The sequence below is a fragment of the Dyadobacter sp. HNCC25DJ185 genome (assembly GCF_056895195.1).
The window spans coordinates 257,426-283,499 of sequence record NZ_JBXHAR010000009.1 but is presented as its reverse complement, the minus strand read 5'-3'; the positions used below and the strand labels follow the sequence as shown (position 1 = coordinate 283,499).

The 26,074-nt window shown below is 45.0% G+C and carries 25 protein-coding genes; 6 read left to right on the top strand and 19 right to left on the bottom strand.

Features of this window, described 5'->3' with window-relative positions:
- Positions 1 to 35: 35 nt before the first annotated feature.
- Positions 36 to 665 carry a DedA family protein gene (locus AC1XUF_RS25170; protein ID WP_483344619.1) on the top strand — a complete coding sequence of 210 codons (630 nt, stop codon included), beginning with the start codon at positions 36 to 38 and terminating at the stop codon, positions 663 to 665.
- Here the strand turns inward: AC1XUF_RS25170 and AC1XUF_RS25165 are convergent.
- Together AC1XUF_RS25165 and AC1XUF_RS25160 are read right to left on the bottom strand one after the other, a co-directional pair.
- A complete protein-coding gene (locus AC1XUF_RS25165; protein ID WP_483344618.1) occupies positions 662 to 871 on the bottom strand; it encodes a helix-turn-helix transcriptional regulator in 210 nt (69 codons plus the stop codon). The genes AC1XUF_RS25170 and AC1XUF_RS25165 overlap by 4 nt on opposite strands.
- Before the next feature lie 155 nt (positions 872 to 1,026).
- Positions 1,027 to 1,548, bottom strand: a complete 522-nt coding sequence (locus tag AC1XUF_RS25160) for a gamma carbonic anhydrase family protein (protein ID WP_483344617.1) — start codon at positions 1,546 to 1,548, stop codon at positions 1,027 to 1,029.
- 137 nt (positions 1,549 to 1,685) lie between these two features.
- Between AC1XUF_RS25160 and AC1XUF_RS25155 the strand changes: the two genes are divergently transcribed.
- Positions 1,686 to 2,246, top strand: a complete 561-nt coding sequence (locus AC1XUF_RS25155; protein ID WP_483344616.1) for a YqgE/AlgH family protein — start codon at positions 1,686 to 1,688, stop codon at positions 2,244 to 2,246.
- 5 nt (positions 2,247 to 2,251) lie between these two features.
- On the opposite strand, the gene AC1XUF_RS25150 is transcribed toward AC1XUF_RS25155, so the two are convergent.
- A complete protein-coding gene (locus AC1XUF_RS25150) occupies positions 2,252 to 2,473 on the bottom strand; it encodes a hypothetical protein (RefSeq protein WP_483344615.1) in 222 nt (73 codons plus the stop codon).
- Between the two features lie 169 nt (positions 2,474 to 2,642).
- Here AC1XUF_RS25150 and AC1XUF_RS25145 point away from each other — a divergent pair, with 169 nt between their 5' ends.
- The 3 genes from AC1XUF_RS25145 (at position 2,643) to gcvP (ending at position 7,227) form a co-directional block, all read left to right on the top strand.
- Positions 2,643 to 3,899 carry a metallophosphoesterase gene (locus AC1XUF_RS25145; protein ID WP_483344614.1) on the top strand — a complete coding sequence of 419 codons (1,257 nt, stop codon included), beginning with the start codon at positions 2,643 to 2,645 and terminating at the stop codon, positions 3,897 to 3,899.
- A 99-nt stretch (positions 3,900 to 3,998) separates the two neighbouring features.
- A complete protein-coding gene (locus AC1XUF_RS25140; protein ID WP_483344613.1) occupies positions 3,999 to 4,202 on the top strand; it encodes a hypothetical protein in 204 nt (67 codons plus the stop codon).
- A gap of 130 nt (positions 4,203 to 4,332) precedes the next feature.
- The gene (gene gcvP, locus AC1XUF_RS25135; protein WP_483344612.1) at positions 4,333 to 7,227 is read left to right on the top strand and encodes an aminomethyl-transferring glycine dehydrogenase; all 2,895 of its coding nucleotides are present in this window, start codon (positions 4,333 to 4,335) and stop codon (positions 7,225 to 7,227) included.
- Positions 7,228 to 7,298: 71 nt separating this feature from the next.
- Here the strand turns inward: gcvP and AC1XUF_RS25130 are convergent, their stop codons facing one another.
- The 16 genes from AC1XUF_RS25130 to AC1XUF_RS25055 form a co-directional block, all read right to left on the bottom strand.
- On the bottom strand, positions 7,299 to 7,817 hold the full coding sequence (locus tag AC1XUF_RS25130; RefSeq protein ID WP_483344611.1) for an NADH-quinone oxidoreductase subunit J family protein: 519 nt from the start codon (positions 7,815 to 7,817) through the stop codon (positions 7,299 to 7,301).
- A gap of 35 nt (positions 7,818 to 7,852) precedes the next feature.
- Positions 7,853 to 8,446 carry a NuoI/complex I 23 kDa subunit family protein gene (locus AC1XUF_RS25125; RefSeq protein WP_483344610.1) on the bottom strand — a complete coding sequence of 198 codons (594 nt, stop codon included), beginning with the start codon at positions 8,444 to 8,446 and terminating at the stop codon, positions 7,853 to 7,855.
- A gap of 15 nt (positions 8,447 to 8,461) precedes the next feature.
- Positions 8,462 to 9,541 carry an NADH-quinone oxidoreductase subunit NuoH gene (nuoH, locus tag AC1XUF_RS25120; RefSeq protein ID WP_483344609.1) on the bottom strand — a complete coding sequence of 360 codons (1,080 nt, stop codon included), beginning with the start codon at positions 9,539 to 9,541 and terminating at the stop codon, positions 8,462 to 8,464.
- Positions 9,542 to 9,581: 40 nt separating this feature from the next.
- On the bottom strand, positions 9,582 to 10,697 hold the full coding sequence (locus AC1XUF_RS25115) for an NADH-quinone oxidoreductase subunit G (protein ID WP_483344608.1): 1,116 nt from the start codon (positions 10,695 to 10,697) through the stop codon (positions 9,582 to 9,584).
- A gap of 28 nt (positions 10,698 to 10,725) precedes the next feature.
- A complete protein-coding gene (gene nuoF, locus AC1XUF_RS25110; RefSeq protein ID WP_483344607.1) occupies positions 10,726 to 12,066 on the bottom strand; it encodes an NADH-quinone oxidoreductase subunit NuoF in 1,341 nt (446 codons plus the stop codon).
- Positions 12,067 to 12,079: 13 nt separating this feature from the next.
- Complete coding sequence (locus tag AC1XUF_RS25105) at positions 12,080 to 12,457, bottom strand: hypothetical protein (RefSeq protein WP_483344606.1); 378 nt, start codon at positions 12,455 to 12,457, stop codon at positions 12,080 to 12,082.
- Positions 12,458 to 12,480: 23 nt separating this feature from the next.
- Complete coding sequence (locus AC1XUF_RS25100; RefSeq protein ID WP_483344605.1) at positions 12,481 to 12,978, bottom strand: NADH-quinone oxidoreductase subunit NuoE family protein; 498 nt, start codon at positions 12,976 to 12,978, stop codon at positions 12,481 to 12,483.
- Positions 12,979 to 13,004: 26 nt separating this feature from the next.
- Entirely contained in the window at positions 13,005 to 14,231 is a 1,227-nt protein-coding gene (gene nuoD / locus AC1XUF_RS25095) for an NADH dehydrogenase (quinone) subunit D (RefSeq protein ID WP_483344604.1), read from the bottom strand.
- Positions 14,232 to 14,248: 17 nt separating this feature from the next.
- A complete protein-coding gene (locus tag AC1XUF_RS25090; protein WP_483344603.1) occupies positions 14,249 to 14,749 on the bottom strand; it encodes an NADH-quinone oxidoreductase subunit C in 501 nt (166 codons plus the stop codon).
- Positions 14,750 to 14,755: 6 nt separating this feature from the next.
- Positions 14,756 to 15,298, bottom strand: coding sequence for an NADH-quinone oxidoreductase subunit B (locus AC1XUF_RS25085; RefSeq protein ID WP_056279561.1), 543 nt, complete (start codon positions 15,296 to 15,298; stop codon positions 14,756 to 14,758).
- A gap of 27 nt (positions 15,299 to 15,325) precedes the next feature.
- Positions 15,326 to 15,700, bottom strand: a complete 375-nt coding sequence (locus AC1XUF_RS25080; RefSeq protein ID WP_138365584.1) for an NADH-quinone oxidoreductase subunit A — start codon at positions 15,698 to 15,700, stop codon at positions 15,326 to 15,328.
- A 197-nt stretch (positions 15,701 to 15,897) separates the two neighbouring features.
- Positions 15,898 to 17,940 carry a T9SS type A sorting domain-containing protein gene (locus AC1XUF_RS25075; protein WP_483344602.1) on the bottom strand — a complete coding sequence of 681 codons (2,043 nt, stop codon included), beginning with the start codon at positions 17,938 to 17,940 and terminating at the stop codon, positions 15,898 to 15,900.
- 280 nt (positions 17,941 to 18,220) lie between these two features.
- A complete protein-coding gene (locus tag AC1XUF_RS25070; RefSeq protein ID WP_483344601.1) occupies positions 18,221 to 21,391 on the bottom strand; it encodes a T9SS type A sorting domain-containing protein in 3,171 nt (1,056 codons plus the stop codon).
- Positions 21,392 to 21,485: 94 nt separating this feature from the next.
- A complete protein-coding gene (gene obgE / locus AC1XUF_RS25065) occupies positions 21,486 to 22,493 on the bottom strand; it encodes a GTPase ObgE (RefSeq protein ID WP_483344600.1) in 1,008 nt (335 codons plus the stop codon).
- 26 nt (positions 22,494 to 22,519) lie between these two features.
- Positions 22,520 to 23,101, bottom strand: coding sequence for an adenylate kinase (locus tag AC1XUF_RS25060; RefSeq protein ID WP_483344599.1), 582 nt, complete (start codon positions 23,099 to 23,101; stop codon positions 22,520 to 22,522).
- Positions 23,102 to 23,254: 153 nt separating this feature from the next.
- A complete protein-coding gene (locus AC1XUF_RS25055) occupies positions 23,255 to 24,058 on the bottom strand; it encodes a T9SS type A sorting domain-containing protein (RefSeq protein WP_483344598.1) in 804 nt (267 codons plus the stop codon).
- Between the two features lie 171 nt (positions 24,059 to 24,229).
- On the opposite strand from AC1XUF_RS25055, the gene AC1XUF_RS25050 reads away from it, so the two are divergent.
- Positions 24,230 to 26,053, top strand: a complete 1,824-nt coding sequence (locus tag AC1XUF_RS25050; protein ID WP_483344597.1) for a sensor histidine kinase — start codon at positions 24,230 to 24,232, stop codon at positions 26,051 to 26,053.
- Positions 26,054 to 26,074 lie beyond the last annotated feature (21 nt).

The following is a 26,074-nucleotide window of genomic DNA, read 5'->3' as shown; positions in this document are numbered from 1 at the left end:
GACGACTTGTCGGGCCAGCCCCTGAAACAATGCCTATGAATTCAATTGCAGAGTTTTTTCAGTACATCCTGAACTCCGAGGAAATCATTCGAACCGGAGGGTTGCTGGTGATCACGTTCATCGTGTTTGCAGAAAACGGCTTGTTTTTTGCATTTTTTCTTCCCGGCGACTATCTGGTTTTTTTGGCAGGTGTCTTTTGCGGGACGGGCATGCTCGATGTCCCAATTGCAATCCTTTTATTATGCATGTTCACGGCCGCCGTACTGGGCTCGCTGCTTGGTTATATATTTGGCAGATACTTCGGTGGGATTTTCGAAAACAGGCCAGATTCGTTTTTCTTTAAGAAAAAACACATTGAAACTACCCGTAAATATTTTGAAAGATACGGAAGCAGAACATTGATCATCAGCCGGTTTCTGCCGGTAGTTCGTACATTCGCCCCGATTCTGGCCGGGCTTGTCAGAATGGCGTTTCCTTCCTTTTTGATTAATAATGTGCTCGGCGGGGCAATCTGGATCGGTGCATTGACCGGCGGCGGCTATTTGTTCGGCGAGCGCTTCCCGTGGATCGTAGACTATGTGCAGTACATTATCCTGTTTTTCCTGGCGATCACAACATTCACGGTTGTAAAAGGGTATTTGAATGCGCGCAAGGAAATGAGCTAGCGGATTTCCCCGATGCATTTTACAGCCCAAAAAGCGCGATAACAACCTGCGCATGTTTTTTTAAGGACGGTAGACAGCTTGTAAACCAGGTCAATGTCCATCCTCCTTTTATTATTTTCAATGCTGTTGATGGTAGAGGTGGATAATTGAAGTGCGTTCGCCAGAGTTTCCTGCGTTGTCAGATATAGTAATACCGGAAAGATCATTTTAAACCCTCGCCGGTATTTTGTTTAGACGATTACTTCTTTATCTATTACTGCTTTGTACTTTGCTATGAAGAAAGATTTTAGTCATGAAGATGTAATTTGCTTTTTCCAATTCTAATAGAATGGCATAGGGCGTAAAAAGTATGCTTACAATTTTAATCACCTTCCTCCCTAAACCACCCCGAATAAATAATATAATTATTAGCGGTTCTGTCAATTGCCGCGTGTAATTCTGTTGAAACATCTTTAAGATATCTTGCCGGATTGCCTGCGTATATGGTTCCCGGCGGAATTTTTGTCCCCTGGGTAACGATTGCACCTGCCGCTACAATCGCACCCTCGCCCACAATAGCACCATCCATCACTATTGCACCCATACCGATGAGTACGTGGTCCCCAATCGTGCAGCCGTGAACAATTGCATTATGTGCTATAGAAACATAGTTTCCCACGAAAGTGGCAAACCGTTGGTAGGTACAATGGATCACAGCTCCATCCTGCACATTTGAATGGTGGCCGATCCTGATGCTGTTCACATCACCGCGGATCACTGCATTGAACCAAACCGTACAGTATTCGCCCATTGCCACATCCCCCACGATCGTCGCATTCTCCGCGAACCAGCATGTTTCATCAAAAAGCGGGTGGTGTCCCCGGACCGATTTTATAAGCGCCATAATTTTATTAACCGATAGTTACTTGAATAAAATGTCTCACTGGAAAAATACTTAAAAGCTGTAATGCTTTTGCTAAGGCCAGTTTAATTGTTAACAAAAAATAAATATATTGGATGAATTATTTTAACTGCAGGGTTATGTCTTCAGCCGCGAATGTTTCAAAAGGAAGCCTGTTAATCGCCAAACCATTTCTGGGCGATCCCAACTTTGAGAGGGGCGTGATCCTGATGTGTGAGCACAATGACCAGGGAAGCTTTGGCTTTGTCCTTAACCAGACAACTGAGTTATTTCTGGGAGATGTACTGGAAGAGACAATCTACCAGGATATCACGCTGCATTTGGGCGGGCCGGTCGAAAAGAATACACTTCATTTCATTCACCGCAGACCAGATCTGGTGTCGGGAGGCGCGGAGATTATGAAAAATGTCTTTTGGGGCGGGGACTTTTCCAGTGTGAAGACACTATTGAATCTGAACACTTTAAAGCAAGAGGACGTCCGGTTCTTTATTGGCTATTCCGGCTGGAGTGGTGGTCAGCTGGAAGACGAGCTTAGCCAGGATTCGTGGATTGTATCCACTACCACTTCCGATTTCCTGTTTTCGACGCCGCCCGGCAACTTTTGGCGGGAAATCCTGCGCAACATGGGTGGAGAATACCGATCTATCGCGCATTATCCGATCGATCCCCGGTTAAATTAGCAGCCCTAATTGGGCTGGTCCAACCCATGAACCGACTCGTAATCGGATTTGATCCGGGCTACTTCCGTAGTCAGGAATTTTTGAAGCTCTTCATTGAAAATCTTCTTATTTTCTTCGGAAAGTGTGGCATAAAGATCTTTCAGTTCCTGATTAATCTGTGCCCTTTCTGCATCAGAGCCTGCGTTCATGGAACGGATATGGAATCTCTTGAAATCAAAGTGCGGCATAAGCAGAATTTATTTGGCTTCAAAAATACTAAAAACCGTTTAACCGAGGAAATAGGCCATTGGCCTGAGTGATTTTGTTCGCGGTGTATAAATCCGTTAATCTCTGACGAAGTCCGAACGAGAAAATTGATGGTTGTGTTTATTGGCAATACCCCAATGCTTGTCTAAAATGAATAGAACCTTCTTTTTTTTAGTATTAACCTTTGTTCTCGTTGCAATAGATTGGTATGTATGGCAGGGCCTGCGTATTGCAATACGTAATGTAAGCCCGCTCGCACAGCGGTGGATCGGCGGGGCCTACTGGGGATTCACAGTCCTGACGCTTTTGTCCTATCTCGCAATGCAGTTGCTCCCTCCCGATTATTTCAAAAGCACGACCAGGACATTTTTCATTGCCTTTATTGCGATTCCCTATTTGTCAAAGGTTTTAGCAGTCTTTATTTTACTGATTGATGATATCCGCCGCTTCTTCCAATGGATCTTGAGTTTTTTTATCCCGTCAGAGGCAGTGATTTCTCCGGAAACTGGTGAACATACGGTTCCAAGGTCTCAGTTTTTGGCAACGGCTGCAGTAGCTGCGGGAGCAGGCCTGATGGGGACATTTGCATATGGAATTATTTCAGGGGCACACGATTACCGTATACGCAGGGTCAAAGTACCCCTTAAAAACCTCCCTAAGGCCTTCCACGGCTTGAAAATCGCACAATTGTCGGACATCCACTCAGGTAGTTTTTTCAATAAAACGGCAGTGAAAGGCGGGGTGGAAATGCTCATGAGAGAGCAACCGGATATTGCCTTCTTTACAGGCGACCTGGTCAATGACAGGGCAATTGAAGTAAAGGATTACATTCATATTTTTGAAAAAGTCAAAGCGCCACTGGGTGTGCATTCGATCTTGGGAAACCACGATTACGGGGATTATTTTCAATGGCCGGACGTAGACACTAAAACCAGGAACCTAGCCGATCTCAAGAAAGCCCATGAACTGCTTGGCTGGAATCTGATGTTGGACGAAAACCGGCCAATCACGGTGGACGGAGAGTCCATCGGGCTGATTGGCATTCAGAATTGGGGGGCTGGAAACTTTGCCAAGTATGGAAATCTTGAAAAGGCGAACCGTAATACGGACGACTATCCAGTGAAAATTTTATTGTCGCATGACCCAAGTCACTGGGAGGCTCAGGTTTTGCCGAAGTATCAAGACATTGATCTCGCTTTGGCCGGCCATACACATGGTATGCAGTTTGGGGTGGAAATCGGTAAATTAAAATGGAGCCCGGTGCAGTACAGGTACAAGCAATGGGCGGGCCTGTATCAAGAAAATGACCAGTTTTTGTATGTAAACCGCGGCTTCGGCTATTTGGGATACCCGGGTAGAGTTGGAATTTTACCAGAAATCACCATTCTGGAATTGGTAAAAGCCTGAAATATGACAAAATTGGTTTGTCGAAGAAAAAAGTATACGGGATCATAATGCGGATGCGTTGAATAGCTATCCTGGTGTGGACTGAAAATGTTGACGACTATGAAAAAACTGGCTCCCTGGCTTCTGCTTCTTACCCTAATATGCGGGCTTTCTGGCATTGAAACTGCAAATGCAAAGCCGGTATCCGCGAAAATGGAATTAATGGGTAAAAAGAAGAAATACAAAGGATATAAAAAACCAAAGTCAAAGAAAATCCTAGGTATTTTCAAGCGTAAAACAGATTGCGGTTGCCCAAACCACTAGGAACAATCTGACGTATTTTTTTGTACATATTCAAGAGTAGGCGATACGGTCATTTCTTAAAGATCTGATTGGTTTTGCTTACTTTTGTATTTTAAAACAATTAATTAAAGGCATTATCTGCCAACGTTGAATGAAAGTTAATCTTCGAAACCAGGATAGATTTGAAAGCCGCCACCACGGTAAAGATGCACAGGAATTGCAGGAAATGCTGTCAACGATCGGTGCAGCATCGCTCGATGAGCTAATAGACCAGACGCTGCCTTCGGCGATCCGCTTGCCAAAGCCTCTTAATTTGCCTCCGCCAAAGTCAGAGCAGGAATTTTTGCAGGGAATAAAGAAAGTTGCGTCAAAAAATGCAGTACTGAAATCATACATCGGTACTGGATATTATGATACCATTACGCCAAATGTAATTCTCAGGAATATCCTTGAAAATCCGGCATGGTATACTGCTTATACTCCTTATCAGGCCGAGATTGCGCAGGGAAGGCTGGAAATGCTGCTTAATTTTCAGACGGTGGTGACCGACCTTACCGGAATGGAGATCGCCAATGCATCGCTGCTGGACGAAGCAACCGCGGCGGCGGAAGCCATGACTATGCTGCATAGCCTGCGGCCGGTTTCCAAAAAGAAAGCAAATACCTTTTTCGTTTCCGAGCTCTGCCATCCGCAAACAATCGACTTAATCCATACGCGCGCTAAGCCTGTGGGAATCGAAGTAATTGTGGGAAACCATGCCACTTTTGATCTTACTAACGAGAGTCTTTACGGTGCATTGGTACAATACCCTGCAACCAATGGGGAAGTAATTGATTACACCAATTTTATTGCTGCCGCCCACGATTTGCATATTACCGTGGCAGTTGCCGCCGACCTGCTGGCTTTAACATTGTTGAAATCTCCCGGTGAAATGGGAGCTGATGTAGTAGTGGGATCTTCGCAACGTTTCGGCGTACCAATGGGTTATGGCGGACCGCATGCGGCTTATTTTGCTACAAAAGAAGCATTTAAGCGCAGCCTTCCGGGACGTATCATTGGTGTTTCGGTTGATGGGGAGGGTAACCGGGCGTTAAGGATGGCTTTGCAAACCCGCGAGCAGCATATCCGTCGGGAAAAAGCAACTTCTAATATATGTACTGCTCAGGTATTATTGGCTGTTATTGCCGGTGCTTATTCGGTTTACCATGGTCCCGAGGGGATCAAGACCATCGCTTCGCGTGTGCATGGACTGACTTGCCTGTTTGTGGATACAATCAGAAAATTCCACTACGATGTGATCACAGAGAATTTTTTCGACACTGTTACTATTCAGACTCCCCTTGTAAGAAAACTCAGGGAACAGGCATTGAAATGGGGGATTAATCTTAAATATAATAAGGAAGAAAGCATCACAGTATCTTTCGATGAAGCCAAGACGTTTGATGACGTAATTGCGCTGTTGAATGTGTTTGCTGAGGTATCGGGCTTTCAGGGAGAAATGGTTATTGACGAGGAGTTCGAGTTTGCTTTTCCTGACAATCTTGAAAGAAAGACGGGATACCTGACGCATCCAGTCTTCAACACGCACCATACCGAGCATGAGATGTTGCGTTACCTGAAATCTTTGGAGAACAAAGATCTTTCGTTGGTGCATTCGATGATTTCATTGGGAAGCTGTACAATGAAGCTGAATGCTACTGCCGAAATGATCCCCTTAACGTGGCCTGAATTTGGAGGTATCCATCCATTTGCACCTACCAACCAGGTAGGGGGATACGCACAACTGGTTGGGGAGCTGAATACCTGGCTTTGCGAGATTACAGGTTTTGCTGCCATGTCTTTTCAGCCCAATTCGGGCGCACAGGGCGAATATGCCGGTTTGATGGCAATTCGAGCTTATCATGAAAGTCGTGGAGACCGTCACCGTAATGTTGTGCTTATTCCATCATCTGCTCACGGGACGAATCCGGCTTCTGCTGTAATGGCGGGAATGAAAGTGGTAGTCACCAGATGTGATGAAAGAGGAAATATCGATGTGGAAGACCTCAAAGAAAAAGCGGAACAATACAGTAATGATCTCTCTTGTTTGATGGTTACTTATCCCTCTACGCACGGTGTTTACGAGGAAAGCATTATTGAGATTTGTGAATTGATCCATTCGCATGGCGGCCAGGTTTATATGGATGGGGCCAATATGAACGCACAGGTTGGACTTACTAGTCCGGCTACAATCGGTGCGGATGTTTGCCATTTGAACCTGCATAAGACTTTTTGCATACCTCATGGCGGCGGCGGTCCGGGCGTTGGGCCAATCGGCGTTGCGGAGCATTTAATGCCGTTCCTTCCAGGACACGTGAATTTCAGTACTCAACCGGAGCATTTACCGTCGGGTGAAGCAGGAGCCGTTTCAGCGGCGCCTTATGGCAGTGCAAGCATCCTGACCATTTCCTATGCATACATTGCGATGATGGGAGGAGAGGGGCTCACCAATGCTACAAAATATGCAATACTAAATGCTAATTATATCAAGGAACGTTTGAGCGGACATTATGATGTACTTTATACAGGTACAAATGGACGTTGTGCGCACGAAATGATCCTGGACTGCAGGTCTTTCAAATCAATTGGCGTTGAGGCGGAAGATCTGGCCAAACGTTTGATGGATTATGGTTTCCATGCTCCGACGCTTTCATTTCCTGTTGCAGGCACGCTGATGATCGAGCCTACTGAATCGGAATCCAAAGCAGAGCTGGACAGGTTCTGTGACGCTATGATTTCAATCCGCAATGAGATCAAGGAAATAGAGCTGGGAATTTCGGACAAAACGGATAACGTGTTAAAAAACGCACCTCACACGTCACGTGTATTGTTAAATAGTGATTGGAACAGATCTTACAGTCGTGAAAAAGCAGCGTTTCCGCTTCCTTATCTCCGTTTCAACAAATTCTGGCCGAGTGTCAGCCGTGTAGACAGTGCTTATGGAGACCGTAATTTGATTTGCTCCTGCATCCCGGTGGACGCCTATACAGAAGTTGAAAGCGAATAAGATTGCCAGTGATCTTTAAATAAAAAATGAGGAGTCTGAAAGGCTCCTCATTTTTTCGCATATAAAGTAAATTAAAAATGCCTTTCTCCAATTTCTCTTTTTCCCAGCATGACCGCTCCCACCATAGCCACTAACAGGAGGATCGAAACTAGCTCAAAAGGCAATAAATAATCCCTAAAAAGCAAATGACCCAGGCTTTCTATCATACCAACCTGAGAATCAAAAGTTTCGGGATTGTACGATGGAATGACGCTTTTACGGTACGCGCCAAATAGTATAACAAAAACAGTACCTCCCACAATGGTAGCCGCAATTTTAGTAAGATTTGTTTTTGACTCTTCATGGTCTTGCTTCATATTCAAAAACATGATCACGAATAGAAATAGCACCATGATGGCGCCGGCGTAAACGATGATATTCACAGCTGCCAGAAATTGGGCATTCAATAGAATATAATGTCCGGACAAAGTAAAAAACGTCAGGATAAGATAAAGAACGCTATGGATTGGGTTACGCGAGACAACAACCATTACTGCACTGAGAACAGTAAGGAAGGAAAGGAAATAAAAAAATGATACAGCTGAATTCATAATCTTGTTAACTGCTGGAAATCTGGTAAAACCGGTCAGGGAATAGCTCTTGGAATCACATTGGTAACTTCTCCGCTTGCTCTCTTCAAGTCAAGCGCGCGCGCCTCCTCCTTCGTCCAGGCTTCGCGGGTATAGCGGTTGTTCATATCCTCCACCAACAGGTCTTTTCCCCAGATCACCTGATCGCGTTCGGTAAAAACAGGTACAAATTCATCGTGGCGTAAATAGACAGCCTGTTTAGGACAAGCTTCTTCGCAAAGGCCGCAAAAAATACATCTCAGCATATTTACCTCATACACAGCTGCATATTTTTCCTCACGGTACAGATTCTCTTCCCCTTTTTCTCTCTCGGCTGCAACCATTGAAATGGCTTCGGCCGGGCAGGCAACGGCGCAGAGGCCACAGGCGGTGCAACGTTCACGACCATCGGCGTCCCTTTTCAGAATATGACGGCCCCTGAAAACAGGACCGAGATAACGTTTCACCTCAGGATATTCAATAGTTACCTTTTTTGCGAAAAAGTGTTTGATCGTAATCGCAAGTCCTGTCGCAATTGCAGGCAGGTATGCGCGTTCCATCAACGTCATTTCTTTATTGCTGACTTGCTTAGAGCGATTGGTCAATTGCATAGCAATACGGGTTAATTAGTTTAACCAGGCAGTAATGGCGGGCTTCAAAAAAAGCACAGCTGCACCGGTAATTATAATATTAAAAATGGCCAGTGGAATTAACTTCTTCCACCCCAGGTTCATCAATTGGTCGTAGCGGAAACGTGGGATTGTCCACCGTACCCACATATAGAAGAAAATAAAGAACAACGCTTTTCCGAAGAATACTGCTGTGCCGATCAAAGTGGCAATATTGTGGCCGGTGTCACTGCCTAGCGCTTGAGTCAGTTGGGTATATACCCAGTCCATGCCAGGATAGTTATAACCTCCAAAGTATAGCACAGAAATGATCGCAGAGGAGACAAACATGTTGATATACTCCGCAAACAAATAGAATCCAAGCTTCATACTTCCATATTCGGTGTGATAGCCTCCAACAAGTTCAGTTTCGCATTCTGGCAGGTCAAAAGGAACCCGGTTACATTCAGCAAATGAGCAGGTTATGAAGATAATGAAACCCAGCGGCTGGTAAAAAATATTCCAGTTTGCCCCATGTTGCTGCGCCACAATCTCGCCAAGCGAAAGTGAACTGCTCATCATGAGGATAGCGATCAGTGAAAGGCCCATTGCAACTTCATAACTAATGTTTTGCGAAGCAGCTCTGATAGCACCTAACAAAGAGAATTTGTTATTAGAAGCCCAGCCTCCCACCATAATCCCGTAAACACCAAGGGCTACTACGCCGAAGACGTAAAGGATACCAATATTGGACTCAACACCCTGAAGGACTACTTCGTGACCGTCAAACCGAAACGTACTTCCGAAAGGAATTACAGCGCTTGCCAACAAAGCAGTAAGCATAGCAAGGCTAGGACCCGCGATGAAAAGCCACTTATTAGCTAGTGCCGGAATGAAATCTTCCTTAAAAAACATTTTACCCGCATCCGCCAACGGCTGAAGCAGCCCGCCCCATCCCGCACGGTTTGGTCCCATACGGTCCTGGATAAAACCCGCTACTTTACGCTCGGCCCAGGTGGAGTACATGGCGATAACCAGGGTAAGAACAAAAACAACGAATATCGTCGCGGTCTTAATTAAAAATTCGGTTAAATCCATTTTTTAATCTTTTATTAAATTGGCCAGTCAGGCCTGGGAATCAATTGTTTTTTGCAAGTAAAGACCGGTGATTAGCCTTGTCATTGTTCTCTATGCTTTGGTGGCGGATCGTTTCTTCATCTGTCACATATGGCCTTGCATCGTCAATTGGTTTGAATTGGGTAGCTGCAAGTTTAAGTGCAAAGTCAGGTTTTTTGATCAAATCAGCGCGATATTTATTGGCTGATATCACAGAGCTGCGTTTTACCTTTGTTGGGCCTTCCAAAACCCAGTCACTTGTCTTTTTCTTGTCGAAGCGGCAGGTGTTGCAGATGAATTCATTCACTTCACCCCAGGTATTTTTGCGTGCTGTAACGCGAATCACTTCCTCGCCACGGTACCATAGCGTCACTTTGCCGGAACATTTATCGCAATCCCGATGTGCATCCTCAGGTTTGGTGAACCACACGCGATTTTTGAATCGGTAGGTCTTATCAGTTAATGCTCCCACAGGGCACACATCAATCACATTACCCGAAAAGTCGTTGTCTATTGCCTTTTCAATATAAGTACTGATCTCCGAAGCATCTCCACGGTTCATCACGCCGTGCAAACGTTTGTTAGTGATCTGGTCGGCAGTGTAAACACAACGATAGCAAAGAATACAGCGAGTCATGTGCAATTGTACATGAGGCCCAATATCAATTTTTTCGAAGGTACGTCTGTCCTCTTCATACCTGGTTTTAACAGAACCGTGCTCGAAAGCGAAATCCTGCAAATGACATTCCCCTGCCTGATCGCAAATAGGGCAGTCCAGCGGGTGATTAATCAGAAGAAATTCAACGATACTCTTGCGTGTGTCCAGTACGCCCTGGTTTGTCGTGTTTTCTACTACCATGCCTTCCTGGACCTGCGTAATGCACGAGGGCACGAGCTTAGGCATGGGTCGGGGATCTTTTGCAGACCCTTGGGCTACTTTTACCAGGCACGCCCTGCATTTTCCCCCAGAAGTAGGAAGCGGTTTGTAGTAACACATTGCCGGTGGAACAAGAGCCGACTGGCTTTCATCTGCTTCTGCAATTTTTCTTGCAGCCTGCATGATGGTGGTACCCGGTTCCACTTCCACTTCAATTCCGTCGAAGGTGATCTTTATCAATTGCGGTTTTATTTCTTCCATGCCAATTAATGTCCATTACGCCCTGGCTTTATACCAGCGCCATTTCTCCCTGAAATACAGCCCCTGGTTGTGAAGCTTCCTGAGGATTTGTTATATGCCAAATAAATTCATCCCTGAAATGGCGTATTGCACTAGCCACAGGCCAGGCAGCAGCATCTCCCAGGGGACAAATCGTGTTACCTTCTATTTTTTTGGAAATATCGACCAAAAGATCCACATCATGCATACTTCCATGCCCGTGCTCGATCCGGTGCAGGACTTTTTCCATCCAGCCTGTTCCTTCGCGGCATGGGCTGCATTGCCCACAGGATTCATGATGGTAAAAACGGGAGAAATTCCAGGTATTTCTTACAATACAGGCAGTTTCATCAAAAACAATGAAGCCACCTGAACCCAGCATAGTTCCTGTCGCGAACCCCCCGTCCGAAAGGGACTCGTAGCTCATCAAACGATCCTCGCCATTAGCAGTTTTCATAATCAGGTTGGCAGGTAGGATAGGTACAGAAGATCCGCCCGCAACCAATGCTTTCAAATGGTGGCCTTTTCGTATTCCTCCGCAGTATTCGTCAGAATGAAGGAATTCCTCAACACTGAGACCCAATTCGATTTCATAAACACCGGGCTTTTGAATATGCCCAGACGCTGAAATTAATTTTGTTCCTGTACTTCTTCCTATCCCGATAGCAGCATAAGCATCGCTGCCATTGTTGATAATCCATGGCATGTTCGCAATGGACTCCACATTATTCACAACGGTAGGACTCTGGTAGAGACCTTTTACGGCAGGAAAAGGTGGCTTATTTCTTGGATTTCCCCTTTTACCTTCCAATGATTCCAGCAATGCGGTCTCTTCCCCGCATATATAGGCGCCGCCGCCGGGCTGAACAACCAGTTCAAGATCGTACCCAGTTCCGAGAATGTTTGTACCCAAAAATCCGTTTGCCTTGGCTTCTGCAATCGCTTTCTCTAATATATGGATCACGTACATCAGCTCGCCACGAACATAAATAAAGGATTTTTTAGCGCCAAGCGCATAGCTGCCAATGATCATCCCCTCAATCAATAAATGAGGGATGGATTTCATCAGGTAATGGTCTTTGAAAGTCCCCGGCTCGGATTCATCCGCATTACAAACGAGGTAGCGGGGAACTCCTTCGGGTTTAGCCAAAAAACCCCATTTCATCCCCATGGGGAAACCAGCCCCGCCTCGTCCTCGTACACCCGATTTCTTTGCCTCTTCCACAACTTCATCAGGCGTCATCGTTTTGAGCGCTTTTTCGGCGGCAGTATACCCACCCTGTTTCCGATAGACGTCAAAGGTTGCAATACCTGGGACGTTGATGTATTCCGTTAATATTTTTTTAGCCATACCAATTAAGCCTTTAAGCTTTTTCCGTTACAATGATGTCTTCTTCCTCTGTCATAAGAGGGTTAGCGTACACTGCGATGTCGTTATGATAAGAAATTGTAGGTACTTCATACCTTTTAAATTGATGTGCAGGATATGCCTCGGTTGTGGTGTAATGGCAAACCAGCGACTTTTTGGTAAACTTCGGGTTTGTGATATAGTGCCCGCCATCCGCCAGTGCTGAATGCCAGATCGCGACATCTACCTCTTTAGTAGGCAGTTGAGATACAACCGCATCCACATTGTCCAGAGCGACCCAAGGCAAAGTCAAATAATCAAATTCCAATTGAGTGTTACTCAGATGGAATTTAACCAAGTTGTAATATTTGCTGGCAATGGGGCTGAGGCGCATCGGTCGTAGATTTAGGTAGAAATTTACTTACTCAAATCACTGATTATTTCGTCTACTTTTTCATTGGTTAAATTCATATAGTACTTTTCCCGAATTTGAAAAACCGGACCCCAGCCACAAGCGGCAAGACACTCTACTTCTTTCAAAGTAAAAAGTCCATCCTGCGTTGTCCCTCCCGCATCAATTCCAAGTTTTTGTTTCAAATAACCGTAAACATCCTCACCGCCCATCAGGCAGCATGGACCTGTTCTGCAATATTCGATCACATGCTTCCCCACCGGCTCGAGATGGTACATTGTGTAGAAAGTAGCCACTTCATATACCTCAATAGGCTCGATACTTAAAATGCCTGCGACGTAATCCATTACTTCGCTGCTCAGCCACCCCCACTGTTCCTGCGCAACATGCAAAATAGGCAAGAGAGCCGATTTTTGGCGGCCCTGTGGATAACGCGCAATGATTTCTTTAACTTTCTCCAGTCGTTCAGGAGTGAACGCTACCAGATTTGGTGTTTCGGTCATTTCTTAGATATGATCTATAAAATAAACTATGCGTCGAGTTCACCTGCAATTACATTGAGGCTACTCATTGTTAAAATGGCATCTGACAATGTACTTCCCTTGCACATTTCGGGATAAGCCTGATAATAAATAAAGCTTGGCCTGCGAAAGTGGAGCCTGTATGGTGCCCTGCCACCGTCGCTGATCAGATAAAAGCCCAACTCACCGTTTCCTCCTTCCACAGCATGATAAACTTCGCCGATCGGGGCATCAATTTCTCCCATGACGATCTTGAAATGGTAGATTAATGCTTCCATGCTCCGGTAAACTTCCTCTTTTGGTGGCAAGTAGTATTCAGGGGCGTCGGCGTAATACGGGCCTTCCGGTAAATTATTGATGGCTTGCTCAACAATTTTCAAGCTTTGCCACATTTCTTCGTTACGAACCATATAGCGGTCGTAGGTATCGCCATTTTGGCCGATAGGAATAGAAAAGTCAAAGTCTTCATAAGACGAGTAGGGGTTCATGACCCTTACATCATAATCGAGTCCGGCGGCACGAAGATTTGGGCCTGTAAAACCATAGGACAACGCACGGTCCAATGAAATAGAACCCACGTTGATGGTCCTGTCCATGAAAATACGGTTACGGTTCAATAGTTTTTCCAGTTCGCGTAAGACTGGGGGAAACGACTTGATGAATTCGTGTATTTTCCGGATTGCAGTGCTGGAAAGATCTCGTTCCATTCCGCCCAAACGTCCCATATTGGTAGTCAGACGAGCTCCACAAACTTCCTCATAAATTTCGTAAACCTCTTCGCGCTTTTGCATCACATACAAAAAGCCTGTGAAGGCTCCAGTATCGACGCCAAGAATACTATTGCAAATGATGTGATCAGTAATACGGGCAAGCTCCATCATGATCACACGTATATATTGCGCGCGCTTGGGAACTTCAACACCAAGAAATTTTTCAACCGTCATATGCCATCCCAGATTATTAATCGGGGAGGAGCAGTAGTTCATTCGGTCTGTAAGTGTTGTAATCTGATAAAAAGGCCTCCTTTCGGCGATTTTCTCAAATGCACGATGTATATACCCAATGGTCTGTTCTCCTGAGACGATTTTTTCCCCATCCATTTTCAGGATGTTCTGAAAAATACCGTGGGTGGCTGGATGTGTAGGGCCGAGATTGAGGGTGGTCAGTTCTTCAACCAGTTCGGGTAACTCGGTTTTAGAGGGAACGTTATGAGGTAATAATTCAATATCTGCCATGTTTACTCAATATAAGGTCATCGGCCAAAAAGTGCATCAATTTTGTCTTCGCGGGTGGCATCTTCTAACGCATATTGTTTACGCATTGGAAAATAATCCATCTCTTCAATATTTAGGATACGTATCAGGTTAGGATGCCCGTCAAACAGGATGCCAAAGAAATCATAGGTTTCTCTTTCCATCCAGTTCGCACTTGCGAAAAGACCTGTCGCTGTAGGAATATGAATGTCCGCTTCTGAAATAGATACCTTTATTCTGATCCGGAAATTATGGATAAAACTGTGCATATGGTAAACAACCATAAACTCTTTCCCTGGGGTATCTGGGTAATGAATGCCGGTCAAGTCAGTCAGGAAAATGACCTGATAGGTTTTATGGTCGCGCAAAAATTCCAGCACGGAGATAATCTCCTCACGCGTTGTTGAAAGTGTCAGAAGTCCATAAGGCTCATCAAAGTCGAAAACCTGATCACCAAATTTCTCTAAAAGCGCTTCGGCTACTTCCTGATTACTTAGCATAAATGGTTACTGAATATTATATGATGCCAATAACTCCTGATATTCGTCTGTGTTTCTGCGACGAAGTTTTTCATTTTGGGCCAGGTACTGGATTTGCATGAGGCCATCAATGATCTGCTCCGGCCTTGGGGGGCAGCCTGGGACATAAACGTCGACAGGAATGATCCTGTCGATACCTTGCAGTACACTGTATGTGTCAAAAATACCACCGCTTGAAGCGCAAGCACCTACTGCCATAACCCAACGAGGTTCGGCCATTTGCAGGTAGACCTGTTTAACCACCGGTGCCATTTTTTTAGCTATTGTACCCATAACCATCAATAAATCTGCCTGGCGGGGTGAGAAACTGGGTCGCTCTGATCCAAAACGGGATATATCGTAATGCGCCCCCATGGTCGCCATGAATTCGATCCCGCAGCAGGAAGTGGCAAAAGGCAACGGCCACAATGAATAGCTACGCGCCAAGCCTATCGCTTCGTCAAATGAAGTTGCAAAAAAACCAGACCCGCTATGTCCTTGCGGAGCCTCCACTATCGTTACTTCTTTCATAATTTCTTGTGTTTCAATGTTCGAAGCTTATTCTTCCCAGTTGAGTACCCCCTTGCGGATGACGTAGTAAAAACCAGAAAGAAGCAAAGCCATAAACAGTAACATCTCAACAAACCCAAACATTCCTAACCCCTTAAAATTAACTGCCCAGGGATACATAAATATAACCTCGACGTCAAATAAGACAAACAGGATCGCAACTAAAAAGTATTTCACGGAAATAGGTGTCCGGGCATCTCCGACTGATTCGATACCGCACTCAAACGGATCGTCTTTTAACTTGCTTTTTCTGCTGGGGCCTATTAAATGGGTGACAATCATGGTGCCTCCGATGAACCCCGCTGCAAGTAAAAATTGAACTAATATAGGTAGGTAATCGGAAGGAAGATAAGTGTTTTTCATTGATATCAACGCTAGTAAGATCTTATGAAGCCTGCCTGTAAAAAGTAGCTGACGGGCGCAATCTTTCCCGCTACTCAAAATTAGGCTTTGCAAATTTATCAATCAAATTCTTTACTTTTTCTTTTGTTTAATTAGGATCATACTAAATAAGCCCCGGATTTACGGGGCTTATTTATAAAAAAAAGAAGAAAGAATGTTTATCGGATTATAATCTGCTTGGTCAAACTCTGCCCTTGGCCGGTAACGCGTATGATATATTTGCCGGTCGGAAGATAACCGATATCAATTTGCAAACGACTATTTAATAATTTCGCAGAGGTGGTTTTAATAACCCTCCCGAATATGTCAAACAGTGTGATAGTCGCATCTTCGATATTATCCCTGGACTCTATGTATACAAAATTGCCCTGGCTCGGATTAGGATAGATAACCACATCATTTTTCTCATTTGTCTTAAACTCCTGAGATGCGGTATCAGAGTAGCATGTTAACACATTGTTGTCTCCAAGTGTAAACTGGACTTTCGCCTTCGTTGAATAGGTTCCAGTCTTAAGAATTTTAATAATATCAGCGGTCGTATCCGATTCGGTTCCCGGTCTTCTCCACAGGAAACTTTCATTCAATCCAAGTTCACTTATGCTTGCTGTTATGCTGAAAGGTCCGGATGCTTCGATGATCGGCTTGGAGATTTTTGGCCTGATGATCAGGCTCGAGGTAGCGGAATTCTCAGATACGCACCCAAAAATGTTCTGGCCTTTTACATAGTAGTTCCCGCTTTCGGCAATTTTGGCAGTGGCTCCGGATGCTATTGCAGTGTTTGAGCCTTGCTTATACCAGCTGTAGATATCGGTCCCCTCCGAAACGGAAAATTGGAAAGCGGAATCTGCGCACGCCTGTTGTTGGCCTTGTTGCAAGATAGTGGGTTGGATTGGCTTTGCCCCGTTGTCCAAAACTACCACAGAAGTAAGGATGGAATTTCCAGCGTCATCTTTCACAGTAGCCCTATAAGTGCCAGCCTTGGTCACCCTGATGGTGTTGCTCTTTTCGCCGGTTGTCCATTCGTATGAGCTGTATCCGGTAGGTAAGGTAATGGTAACCGCATCGTTCTCGGCTACGCAGGCCGCGCTTATCGTAGGTATTTGGGCAGGAGCGGAAGGAGGTACAGTAGAAAAGAAGTTTGCGTTCAGGCTTTCATTCCATGCATTTGCTAATATTCTTAATGCATTAACAGTCCCTTCTACATCAGTCGGGGATTTACCGACAAAGTGTGTGCCGTCGCCGCGATCTGTAACAAGATTATCCGTTTCAGGTCCGGGATAGGTTGGGTTAAATTGAGTATCAAGGACCGCATTCTGGCCTGCAATAATATTTGGATTTGTAAAAGAGGGTGTTTTTGAATCAGGTGATGTCCTGCTGGTGCGTGCGATAACCCAGGTAATCCTTTTATTTGTTTCACTGGTAAGTTTATTGATAAGGAACTGCAAATTTTCGCGATAGAAGGTAGCAGAGGTCTTAAACAGGGCATCGGCTTCTCCCTGCATCCACAAAATCGCCCGCACACCATACTGGTTACCATAATTTCTGGCAGCAATTCTGAGGTTTGCATAAGGCATACCGGTTACATACACAAAACCGCCATATTTGTTTCTTGTGACCAGTCCCTGGGCACTATATGACCAGTTTTCAATTGACGTGCCTTCCCAGGCAGTATTGATAAACAAAACAGGTACATTGAGCTTGGCAACCAGCATATCTCCCAGCATCCCCCAGCACCATGCTGTCTGGCCCCTGGGCGACATGGTTTTCAGATCGTTCGTAATTTTGGAAAACGTTGGAGGGACCGGGTCTGTAAGTAAATCCTTATAATTGCCTAATTCGTCATTTTCATAGTTGGAAATATACTGAACCCTGTCATCTTCAGCTGAGGGCCCCCAGTGGTATTCTTTCAGGCCTTGTGCGTTGGATTGTCCTGCAATAATAAAAACTTCTCCAATTCCTACACGAGAAAGAACATCTCTTCCCACGATCTTTCCACCGGATACTGCTCGTACTTCCAGCGTGTACCATCCCTGAAAAAGCGTAATAGTTCCGGCAAAAACACCACCTTTTGGCGAATCCTGTAAAGTTTGCCATGGTGTGTCAACTCCTTGCCCCTGCACGACCGGTACAGCTCGGACTTCAATTTTATCCATCGAAACAGAGAATGTTCCTGAAACGGTTAATTCTCTCTGGCCAGTCATATCCCTTTGATATACAGCCTGAAAAGTGGGGGAAGTAATTTTGATTTGCGAAAATACTGTCGATGAGATAAAACAAATCAACAGTAGTGCCTTCGCCACTACCGGAAGAATAATTCTATAACGCATTGGGAATTCTGATACAGGTAAAGTTTTTTATACTCTAATGATTTAGGTTTAATTTTGAACACCTTTATTGTAAAATGGTCACAAATGTAAATGATTATTTTCCTAAAATATCACCATTTGTTTTTTTTGATTCAACTCTGCAAATGGTGTTTATCTACTGTATTATAATAAGCTTCTGCGTTGCTGCAAACGATGAGGATATCACCCGAACAAGGTATAATCCACTTTGGAGGCCTGAGAGGCTAAAAACCTGTTGGCTGTCGAAAGTTTTGACGGCAAAGGTTTTATGGATTGTACCACGACTGTCAATAATCTGAACCTCAGCATTGTTCAGATTTTGAAGTGTTTCTACAGTGATTTTGCCTGTAGCATTTGGATTAGGATAAGCTACGAAGCCAGGGTTGGATGTGTCAAGTCTGAAGAAGAACGGTTCCGAAAATTCCGAGTAGCAGGTGAGCGTTGGGCTGTAAGTAATCGTATTATTGACAGTATAAGTCCCCGACTTGACGGCTTTGAGTATGGGTGTATTGTCTGGGAGCAGCACACCGTTCAATTTCCAGACATGGTCTCCCGAGCTCAGATTATTTTCTGCCAGTAGCGAAAAGGTTCCTACCTGCTTGATTGTAGGAATGCTTGGAGAAGGCTTAACTTCAACAGAAATTTCTGACGAGTAAGGCGAATAACAGCCCTGATCATCCTTGGCACGTGCTGAATAACTACCCGATTCACTGACTTGTATGGTTTCACCTTCACCGCCGTTGTTCCAAAGAAAAATATTCCCCTCTGTAGCCTGTAAAACGACAGAGTCGCCATCACAAAAAGTTGTTGCGCTTAAAGCTTTGATGATAGGAGAGGGTGGGAGAGCAAGTGTTTGAGTGGTAATTCTATTGCTTGGGTCGGAGTAGCACTGGAATTCGTTGATGGTTTGGACTGAAAAAGTGCCAGCAACGGTCACCTTTAGTGTTTGTGTTGATGCGCCGTTGCTCCATAAAAAACCTGCAGCTGCTGAAGCCTGCAGATTCACGCTAAGGTCTGCACAAAAAACAGTTGGGCCATCTGGTGTAATGGTGGGTTTTGGTGGCAAAGGATTTGACACGACCTGGACAACAGGTGACACCGGTGAAACACATCCATTCTCATCTTTTGATGAAACGGCGAAATTCCCGGAAGCACGGATTTCAATTTCCCGGCTTGTAGCATCATTGCTCCATATGTATGAATATGCCTCACTGCTTTGTAAAGTTGTGTAATCCCTCTGACAAAAAGTTGTTGGCCGCAAAGCTGTTATGGTGGGTGTAGGGGGCAATGGATTTACTTTTACCGAAACCTCGTCGGAGGTGGATTCGCAGCCGTTGGAATCACGCTGTCTTAACGTAAATTTTCCGGTGGACGCCACTGAAATAGATTTGGTAACTGCCGTGTTGCTCCAGATATTGCCACTGTCGTAACTTGATGTTAAAGTTACGTTTCCTCCGGCACAAAACTCTGTCGCGCCGCTCAATGCAATAATGGGTTTTGCTGGTAACGGGTTAACCTTCACACTTACAGGATCAGAATCCTGCGAATAGCAACCTGCCGAATCCAGTGCTCTTACCCTGAACTCGCCAGAAGACACCACCGTAATAGACGCAGTGTTGGCGCCGTTGGACCACACACTTTTTACTTTTGAATCGGAGGTCAAATTCACTTCTCCGCCATCGCAGAAAGTAAGCGCGCCCGATGCCGTTATCTTTGGTGTGTCTGGCAAAGGTGAGGTAACTACCCGCATATTAATCTTATCCGATGTTGCCTCACAACCGTATACATTTTTGGTTGTTACAAAATAATCCCCGCCCGTAGTTATCATCACTCGATCACTATTGGAGCCATTATTCCATAGAATATTTTCTGAAATGCTGGAAACAAGCGTGGCGGTATTTCCAAGACATACCGGGTTGCTTCCTTCCAGAGAAATAGTTGGCTGATTTGGCTGAATGCTCTCGGTGACCTTTATTTCAGGTGAAAAAATATAATTTCCCCTATCATCGCGCGCAGAGACCCGGTAATTCCCGTTGCCTACCTGAATGATACTCGACGACTGCCCATTGGTCCAATTAAAAGAAGAAACCCCGGCATTTTCCACTTTTAGATTGAGAGTGCCATTTCCAACACACGAAGCCGTGACTTGGAGAGGGCCGACACCCTGGTAAGGTTCGGATCTCGCAAAAAAGTCGTTACTTAACTGATTATTCCACGCCTCGGCAAGTTGTATCAATCCCTCGTTCATGAAATGAACTCCATCAAAATCAAGCCTCGGTATTTGTATTACATCCGTATTGGGCCCTTGAAAAACATTAGAAACGTTATTGATTACTCTTTGCTGGCCATCATTAACCTGGCTATCCCTACCATTACGGTTGTTATACGATGTCAATGATACAACCCAGGAAATATTTTTCCCGGATTCATTACGAGAGCTTTCAATTACCGTCCGCAAATCGTTTGCATAGGCGTCGGTGCTCGTATTGATATCATTGTCCGCCTCTCCTTGCAGCCACAAAATACTTCTCATGCCCGTTATTGGCGTATATCTTTGGATAACCATGCGTAAGTTGCCGTAGGGCATTCCAATTGGTTCAATGGGTACCCCTGTATAAACGGAGTAACCGGTACCGTTAATACTTTCCCGCCATGCCCTGACTGCCGTCCCGTACCAGGCAATATTGAAAAACAGGATTGGAACCCCCAGCCTATTTGCTAGCAAATCACCGAGTTTGCCCCAGCACCAGGCAGATTTGCCTCTTGGCGCAATATCCGAAAATGCATCTAAATGTTGGAACTCGGGATAAGGGAGATCCTGGTTAATGGGAGGTCCGTCTGTACTATTGTATCTGATGCAACTTACCCGGTCGTCTTGAGCTCCCTGTGCACCTTTATCCGTGTAACCCTGCCCATTTGATTGCCCTGCAACCATAAAAACCTCTCCTACTCCCACGTGGGAAACTTCACTGGGAATTCCTACGACCTGGTCGCCTTTTACGGCACGGACTTCGAGTCGGTACCAGCCGCCCGCGGCTTTAATGCTCCCATTGAAAAAACCGCCTTGAGGATTCTCTTTAATCGGGGTCCAACCGATATCAACCCCGCCATTCATGGCAGTCAGTTTTGCCTCAACACGGTCTATGCTTTGAGTATAACTTCCGGAGATATAAATAGGAGCTGAATTGTTCTTGTCACGCTGAAACACCGCGCGGTCGGTGGGATAACTTATATTGATTTGGCCAAATGATTCAATTGAAATAAAGCCTGATACTACCCAAAGTAAATATGGTAGATAGTGTTTCATAGAGACTAAAATTCTTTAACGTGACTTCTCGGACACACAATATGCATCAAATGGTTGCCGGTTTCAAGAAAATATTATTTTACGGAAAGCGGCATTAGCTTACGGAAAACGGGGAATTGAGCAACTCCCATATCATATCTTTTAATCGTTCAATTCCTTCTTGAGTTATTGCAGAAATGAGTAAATGAGGGATAGTTTCAGGAAGCTGACCTTCTAATATAATACGTTCTGAGTCAGAAAGAAGGTCAATTTTGGAAATCGCCAGAATGCGACTTTTATCTAAAAGAGCGGGATTGTAAACTTTGAGTTCTTGTAGAAGGGTTTCATATTCTGATTTAATGTTTCCGCTATCGGCGGGAACCAAGAAAAGTAGAATTGAATTTCGTTCAATGTGACGCAAAAAACGAAGGCCTAACCCCTTGCCTTGTGAAGCGCCTTCAATAATGCCGGGAATATCGGCCATCACGAATGACTTATAGTCGCGGTAAGCGACCACCCCCAGGTTAGGCACCAGGGTTGTAAACGGGTAATCGGCGATTTCCGGCCGGGCAGCTGAGACTGCCGATAACAAGGTCGACTTTCCTGCATTAGGAAATCCAACCAGGCCGACATCGGCCAACACTTTTAATTCCAGAATGATCCATTCCTCCAAACCGGGTTCACCTGGCTGGGCGTGTTGAGGCGTCTGATTGGTAGCGGATTTAAAATGATCGTTACCCATTCCTCCGCGACCGCCCTTTAAAAGGATTATTTCCTGGCCGTCTTCAGTAATTTCAAAAAGCTGCTCTCCGGTTTCCGCGTTTTTTGCAATGGTACCCAGTGGAACTTCCAGGAAAATATCCTTGCCTATCGCGCCTGTACGTCGGCCACCTTCTCCGCCTTTACCATCAAACGCTTTGATATGTTTGGTATATTTCAAGTGCAGAAGTGTCCAGAGCTGGCTGTTTCCTTTGAGGATGACATGGCCACCTCTGCCCCCGTCACCGCCGTCGGGCCCGCCTTTTTCAACGTGTTTTTCACGTCTGAAATGAAGCGAGCCTGCTCCTCCGGCACCTGAGCGTGCATTGATCTTCACGTAGTCAATAAAATTGGAAGAAGCCATGTGTCGTATAGTGATAAAAATTCAAATCAGGCATTAGTGACGTCTGAAACCGCTTTCGTGATTTCTCCGAAGATGAATTCGATTTCCCCGATGCCGTCGATAGCCACAAACTTACCTTGTTGCTGGTAATAGTCTGCTACCGGTTTGGTTTTGTTGTTATATTCTGAAATGCGTTTACTAATCAGTTCTTCATTTTGATCATCAGGCCGTCCCGAGGTTTTTCCCCGGTTCAACAGGCGGGAAAGCAACTCATTGTCATCGACTACGAGCGCAATCATCACGGAGATGCTTTCGCCGTAGCTGGCAAGTAACTGGTCAAGTGCCTCCGATTGCTTCACGGTTCTTGGAAAACCGTCGAAAATGAATCCCGCAGCATCTCTATGCTCTTTCAATTTATTGTCAATCATCCCAATAACCACTTCATCTGGAACCAGTATTCCCTGGTCCATTAATGTTTTGGCCCTTAGCCCCAATTCTGATCCTGCTTGAATTTCCGAACGTAGAAGGTCTCCGGTAGAAAGGTGGATCAGGCTGTATTTGGCAATAATTTTTTCACTTTGGGTACCTTTCCCTGCGCCGGGAGGGCCAAACAGTATAAGATTCAGCATAGTAGCTCTGGAAATTGATGTCGCGGTAGAAGGTTGATTTTCGGCAAATTTACAATTCTTACTAAATGTCAGCCTAATTGTACCGTAAATTTTGAAATAAAAAATCCCCTTATTATTTCTAATTAAGGGGATTTTTTCAAAAGAACAGGTCAATCAGGGGATCACAATTCTTTTTACTGCTCCATCCTCATTTTGTACCACTGTCACAAATAAAGTCCCTTTTGTATTTTTCTTGAGTTCAATTTGTCCTACGAATTCCCCTTCGAAATCCTTGATTTCCTTGGTTCCTACCTCCTTACCTTTCGTGTCGGTTACCGAGATTTTCACGTCGCCTTTTTCGGGTACGCTGAATCTTAGATTGAGGATTCCGTTGTCCGGATTGTTGGGATACGCAGTCACAGAGCGCACATTGGCCGGTTTGTTGATTTCTTTTTCCCAAAAATCACCCATGCGGTCACCGAAATTTTCCATGTCCTTCAAGAACACCTTAGCTCTTGGCTTGAATTCGCGTTCAAAATCTCTCATATGGCCTTTGAATTTTTCGGTATCAAAATCATATGAAAGATCATTGTCCCAATGGAAAGCCAGCGGTTCACGGTCGTCGCGGTGGTCTACAATTACTCTTCTTCTTTTTTTAGCAACAACGTCTTGGTCGTCGTCATCTACTGAGATAGAAATGGTTTGCTTTTTTTTCTTGTCGACGCCGAGCGAATCCAGGACTTTTTGCACGAACGTGTCTCGTTCATCGTCCGACATTGCACCCATTTTATAGTTCTTCTCGATATTTCTGACCTTTCCGTCCTCATCTTCCGTGACTTTGATACGGATATTCGCTTTGCCATGCTGATCAGCAGACTTGAGTTGTTTGTCTGACTGGGCTTCGGCCAATTGGATCAGGCCAGGGGCGGCCGACAAGAACAAAGACCAGGCTATTTTTTGAAAGAAAACAGGTTTCATAAGCGCATTGGGTTATGTATATGAACGATTTACAAAATTATCAGAAGCCTTTTCCAATCGCTGTTAAATTATGTTAAAAACAAAATCGTCCTGACTGGATGCGTTAAATTTGTTAACAAGAAAAATGTCGGTGGTACAGGCTGAGGCGTTGCACCGGTGAAACTAAAATTTATGACCAAAAGGAAAATACAAATCATAGTGGGGCTGATGTGCCTGGCGCTGATCGGCCTGATTGGATTTCAGTGGTATTGGATCCGGGAAGCGATTGCGATCAGGAATGACCAGTTTAACCATAAGGTATCGGAATCTGTCCAGGAAGTGGTGCACCGGCTTGAAAAGCAGGAAATGATGTATCTGCTGCAAAGGCGGATAGAAATCGAGCAGCAAAAGAGCAAGCTTGACCGCATTGCCCAGTTGAGAAATATGCCCCTGAAAAGAACGCCCCCCACTAAATCCCAGCAGCCACCTGAACTGGCTTCCAGGCAAAAACCCAAACTTGAAATATCGATCGGGCCGAATGGAGAGGAAATACATTACCAGATCATTACCGAAGCAGTTCCCACGGATGTGCTTAGTCCCAACTTCAGGGTTATGGTGGACCATCAGCAGCAGATTATGGAAGAATTTTTCCAGGCCCAGCAATTTGGGTTAGCTGGCATCGACGAGTTTATGCGTAGACGGGTTGAGGATGAAAAACACCTGGGAAATGCGTTGAGGGCTGTCGAGGATCAGTCAAAGGGGAAATCGGGACCGTATGGTTCATACGGGAGTGATTCGCTTTACGGGCGGGCAGCAAATCATCAGGTGGCTTATCCTGGTAAATACAAGGGTAACCGCCGCTCTCGTGCAATGATCACGGTCGGGGAGATTGATAAAGCGGAACTGCTTAAAGAAGTGATGAAGGACTTTATTTATACCAAACGACCTATAGAACAACGGGTAAACCGTTTCTTGCTGGACACGTTACTTCGGAAGGAATTGATTCAGAATGGCATTACGCTGTCGTATGAGTTTGCAGTTAGGGGCCAGTCCGACGATAGCCTTATTTTCTCCACAGCAAGCCTTAAACTAAGTGACTGGGAAGAAAGATCATACAAAGCGTCTCTCTTCCCCAATGAGACAGTAAATGCCAAGAATGCTCTTTACGTCCACTTTCCCGATCAGCAACGCTATATTTTGAGCAACATGGGCGTTATGTTTGGCGGTTCGGGCATATTGATCCTGGTGATCATGGCTTGTTTTTATATGGCAGTTACCACCATTTTGCGCCAGAAAAAATTATCGGATATCAAGAATGATTTTATCAATAACATGACCCACGAATTCAAAACACCAATTTCTACCATTGCTCTGGCAGCGGAAATGGCGCAAGAAAATTCGGTGTCGGGGAATGTAAACCATGCAGGTCGGTTAAATCGTTACCTGGGAATTATCAGGGAAGAGAATAAACGGCTGGGAACACATGTCGAAAAAGTGCTCCAGATGGCGCTTCTGGACAAAGGTCACGTGAAGTTAAAAATCACTGAAACCAATATACACGACCTGATCGGCAAATCATTGAATGGCCTGAGCATGCAGATCGAACAAAAGGAGGGCGAAGTGGATCTGGAATTTGAAGCGACAGACGAAATTTTGTCGGCCGATGAAGTTCATATATCCAATATACTGAATAACCTGATCGATAACGCCATCAAGTACTCGCCTGGAAATCTGCATCTGACCATCCGCACCTACAATGAAAATGAAGGTATCACAATCGCTATTGCCGACAAGGGAATCGGAATGAACCGTGAGCAGCAGCAGCGCATATTTGATACGTTTTACCGGGTGCCCACTGGAAATGTTCATGATGTAAAAGGGTTTGGATTAGGACTAAGCTATGTCAGAAAAATGGTAGAGGCTCATCAGGGCACTGTTGCAGTTCACAGCAAGCCAGGGGAAGGAAGTATATTTACAGTGTGGCTCCCGCTTCGCAAAGAGGAGCAATTAGTTTAGAAATTTCGGCGGCAAATCCTA